At 74.3% G+C, this 4,222-nt stretch carries 1 protein-coding gene; it reads right to left on the bottom strand.

Going from position 1 to position 4,222, the window contains the following annotated elements; translation table 11 throughout:
* A partial coding sequence (locus tag ACWCQ1_RS51650) for an SDR family NAD(P)-dependent oxidoreductase (RefSeq protein WP_451030083.1) occupies positions 1 to 4,208 on the bottom strand: 4,208 nt, incomplete at its 3' end.
* Between the last annotated feature and the right edge of the window lie 14 nt (positions 4,209 to 4,222).

Genomic DNA, 4,222 nt, shown 5'->3' on the forward strand with positions numbered 1-4,222 from the left:
CGGGCGTAGGACGTGCCCGGGGTCTCCGGGTCCGGGTCGAACAGGGACTCCAAATCCCAGCCGCGGTCGACGGGGAAGCCGGAGATCGCCTCGCCGCCCTCGGCGACGAGCTCCCACAGATCCTCCGGTGAGTCGACCCCGCCGGGGAAACGGCCGCTCATGCCCACGATGACGACCGGGTCGTCGTCGGCGGCGCCCGGGTCCCGGGCCACCGAGGCCGCCGGAACCGTCTCGGGGACGCCGCCGCCCAGTTCGGTGAGGAGCAGGCGGGCGACGGCGCCGGGGTTGGGGTGGTCGAAGACGAGGGTGGCGGGCAGGCGCAGTCCGGTGGCTTTGTTGAGGCGGTTGCGCAGCTCGACGGCGGTGAGCGAGTCGATGCCCAGCTCTTTGAAGCCGCGCCGGGCGTCCACGGCTTCCGAGCCCTCGTAGTTCAGCGCGGCCGCGACCTCGCCCAGCACCAGGTCGAGCAGGAACGGCTCCCGCCGCTCCTCCGCGAGCGTGGCCAGTCGCCGGCCGAGAGAGTCGGCGGACGCGCCGGCCCCGGCCTGCGCGGTGCGGCGGGCCGTCGTACGGACCAGTCCCCGCAGCACGGAAGGCACCTCGCCGCCGCGGGCCCGCAGACCGGCCGTGTCCAGCGCCACCGGCAGGACGTCGGGCACACCCAGCGCCAAGGCGGTGTCGAACAGCTCCAGGCCCCGGGCCGGCTCCAGCGAACCGATGCCGGTGCGGGCCAGACGCGCCAGGTCGGTCTCGCTGAGCGTCGCGGCCATCCCGTCGTCGGCCCACGCGCCCCAGCCCAGCGACGTCGCGGGCAGACCGGCGGCGTGGCGCCGCTGCGCCAGCGCGTCCAGGCAGGCGTTGGCCGCCGCGTAACTGGCCTGACCGGCCGTGCCGTACGTGCCGGCGACGGAGGAGAAGAGCGCGAAGACCGACAGAGCCATGTCCCGGGTCGCTTCGTCGAGATTGCCGGCCGCGTCCACTTTGGGACGCAGTACGGCGGAGACGCGCTCCGGGGTGAGCGACGTGAACACGCCGTCGTCGAGGACGCCGGCGGCGTGGATGACGCCGGTGAGCGGGTGCTCGGAGGGGACGCCGGCCAGCAGCTCGTCCAGGGCGTCGCGGTCGGCGACGTCGCAGGCGGCGAACGTGACCTCGGCACCCAGCTCGGTCAGCTCGCGCGCCAGTTCCTCGGCGCCCTCGGCGCCGGGGCCGCGTCGGCTGACCAGCAGCAGGTGGCGCACCCCGTGCTCGGTGACGAGGTGCCGGGCGAAGAACCCGCCGAGCGCGCCGGTGGCGCCCGTGATGAGCACCGTGCCCCCGGCGGCGAACGACGACCGCTGCGACTCCGGTACGGCGGCCCGGGCCAGGCGAGGCGCGAAGTACCGCCCGTCCCGCACGGCGAGCTGAGGCTCAGCCGCCACCGACAGGCCCGCGTCGGCGGTGTCGTCGAGCCGGTCCACGAGCACGATCCGGTCCGGGTTCTCGGTCTGCGCCGAGCGCAGCAGGCCCCACACGGCAGCCCCGGCCGGATCGGGCGCCTCGCCCGCGACCGAGACCGCACCCCGGGTGCGGACCAGGAGCCGTTCCTCCTCGGGCCGGTCCTCGGCGAGCCACTCCTGCACCCGCCCGAGCACCTGATGCACGGTGTCGTGCACCCCGCCGCCCGCCGGCACCTCCACCACGGCACCGGTGTGCCCGTACGGGCCGGCCGTCACCGGCACCCACTCCACGCGGAACAGGGCGTCGTTCCCGCCGGACGACCGCAGCGCGTCGCGCACCTGCGTCCCGGAGACCGTACGCAGACCCAGCGTGGCCACCTCGGCCACCGGCTGTCCGGCGCCGTCCCAGACCAGCAGCGACACCGTGTCGGGGCCGACCCGGGTGAGCCGTACCCGGGCCGTCGCCGCACCCGTCGCGTGCAGCCGCACCCCGCTCCACGAGAACGGCAGCCGCGGATCCGGCGACTCCTGCAGGGCACCCAGTTCGAGGGCGTGCAGTGCCGCGTCGAGCAGTGCCGGGTGCAGGCCGAACTTCCCGGCGTCCGCGGCCTGTTCCGCCACCAGCGCGACCTCGGCGAACACGGAGTCGCCGCTCCGCCACGCCTGCCGCAGCCCCTGGAAGGCAGGGCCGTAGACGAGCCCCTTCGCACCCAGCGTCCCGTACCACCCGTCCAGGTCAACCGGCCGCGCGTCCTGCGGCGGCCAGACGCCCGAGGCGTCCCTGAAGGCTGCGCTGCCGGCGCCGTCGCGGGCCAGGACTCCCGTGCCGTGCCGGTTCCACGACCCCTCGGACGGGTCGCCCGCGGTACGCGAGTGGACGCTGAACGAGCAGCGCCCGCTCTCGTCCGCGCCTCCGACCGACACCTGGACCTGCACGCTGCCCGAGGACGGCAGGCCCAGTGGAGCCTCAAGGGTCAGCTCCTCCAGCACCTGGCAGCCCGCCAGGTCGCCCGCGCGCAGGGCGAGTTCGACGAAGGCCGTGCCCGGCAGCAGGGCCGTGTCCAGCAGCGCGTGGTCGGCCAGCCAGGGATGGTCGTCGAGGGAGAGCCGGGTCGTGAGCACCAGAGCGTCGGAATCGGCGAGCGAGACGGCCGCCCCCAGCAGCGGGTGCCCGGCCGGACCGAGCCCGAGACCGGCGGCGTCCGCGTCGGCGTTGCGCGCGTCACGGTGGCTGAGCCAGTAGCGCCGGCGCTGGAAGGCATAGGTCGGCAGATCGAGGTGCGAAGCGGTACGGCCCTGAAAGACCGCCGTCCAGTCGACGGCCGCCCCGCGCGTCCACAGCTGCGCCACGGCAGTCGCCAGGGACTCGGACGCCGTACGGTCCTTGCGCAGGACCGTGACGAACTGCGGCTCCACGTCCGTGTCTTCGGGGATGCAGGCGCGACCCATGGCGGACAGCACACCGTCCGGGCCGAGTTCGAGAAAGGTGGTCACGCCTCGCTCGTGCAGGGTGGTGATGCCGTCGTGGAAGCGGACGGCTTCGCGGACGTGCCGCACCCAGTAGTCCGGCGAGGTGAGCTGCTCGGCCGTCGCGAGGTTCCCGGTGAGGTTGGAGACGACTTGGATCCGCGGCCGACTGTAGGTCAGCCCTGAGGCGATCCGGCGGAACTCCTCCAGCATCGGTTCCATGAGCGGCGAGTGGAAGGCGTGGCTGACCCGCAGCCGGCGTGTCCTGACCCCGAGCGCCGTCAGCGTGGCGTCCAGGTCCGCGACCGCCTCTTCGGCGCCCGAAACGACCGTGGAGGCGGGCCCGTTGACAGCGGCGACCGCGACCTCGTGCTCCCGCCCGGCGAGGTGCCCGGCGACCTGCTCCTCGGGGGCGAGCACGGACAGCATCGCCCCGCCGGCGGGCAGTGCCTGCATCAGCCGGCCGCGGGCAGCCACCAGGGTGCAGGCATCCTCCAGGGAGAGCACGCCGGCCACGTGCGCGGCGGTCAGTTCGCCGATGGAGTGCCCCGCCACGAATTTCGGGCGCAGGCCCAGGTGTTCGACGAGCCGGAACAGCGCCACCTCCAGCGCGAACAGCGCCGTCTGCGTGTAGAGCGTCCGGTCCAGCAGCTCCTCGTCCTCGGCGAACATCACCTCACGCAGCGAGCGGCCCAGATGCCCGTCCAGGTGACCGCACACCTCGTCCAGCGCGGCGGCGAACACCGGCTGCGACTCGTACAGTTCGCGGCCCATCCCGGCCCGCTGGCTGCCCTGGCCGGTGAACAGGAACGCCGTCTCACCCGCGACCACGGCACCCCGCACCAGACGCGCCGCCTCCTCGCCCTCGGCCAGCAGTTCCAGCCCGGCCCGCAGCGCGTCGGGCTCGTCGGCGAGCAGCACGACCCGCTCGTCGAGTGCGGCTCTATGCAGGGCGAGGGAGTGGCCGAGGGTGGCGGGGTCGAGGTGGGGGTGGTGGTCGAGGTGCGTGGTGAGACGGCGGGCTTGGTCGCGGAGGGCTTCGGGAGTGCGGGCGGAGAGGGGGACGAGGGCCGGTGCGGTACCTGAGGCCGGCACCGGCTGGGATTCGGGTTCGTCGGTGGGGGGTGCTTGTTCGAGGATGACGTGGGCATTGGTGCCGCTGATGCCGAAGGAGGAGACGGCGGCGCGGCGGGGGCGGCCGGTGTCGGGCCAGGGCTGGGCCTGGTTGAGGAGGCGGACGGCGCCGGTCTCCCAGTCGATGAAGGGGGAGGGCTCGTCGGCGTGCAGGGTGCGGGGGAGCATCGCGTGCTCGAGCG

The organism is Streptomyces sp. NPDC002144 (assembly GCF_053593695.1).